This window comes from Aeromonas sp. MaB10011B (assembly GCF_017939325.1).
Lineage (GTDB): Bacteria > Pseudomonadota > Gammaproteobacteria > Enterobacterales > Aeromonadaceae > Aeromonas > Aeromonas caviae.
In genome coordinates this window covers 1-341 of sequence record NZ_JAGKRK010000099.1, presented here as the reverse complement: position 1 = coordinate 341, position 341 = coordinate 1, and the positions used below count along the sequence as shown (strand labels likewise).

Sequence of the window (341 nt, the reverse complement as noted above, 5' to 3'; positions counted from 1 at the left end):
GCGAGCGAGAACAACCTGGTCCTCAATGGCAACGTCATCACCAACGACGTGCAGGGGGCGGATGGCGCGGCGGTGACCGCGGGCACCCTGAGCGGGACTTACGGCAGCCTGGTGCTCAATGCCAACGGCACCTACACCTACACCCTCAACCCGAACGACGGTGACTTCAAGGCGCTGACCGGGGGCGGGGTGGGCAGTGAAGTGTTCACCTACACCCTGACGGATGCGGATGGAGACGTGAGCACGGCGACCCTGACCCTGACCATCAAGAACGACGATGACGGGGTGACCATCACCAACCTGACGCCCAAGGGCGAGGGCGGGGATGCGAAGGTGTACGA

At 64.2% G+C, this 341-nt stretch carries 1 protein-coding gene; it reads left to right on the top strand.

The window, feature by feature from the left end:
• The coding region (locus tag J9893_RS21455; RefSeq protein ID WP_210601195.1) for a VCBS domain-containing protein at positions 1-341 on the top strand (341 nt) is incomplete at both ends.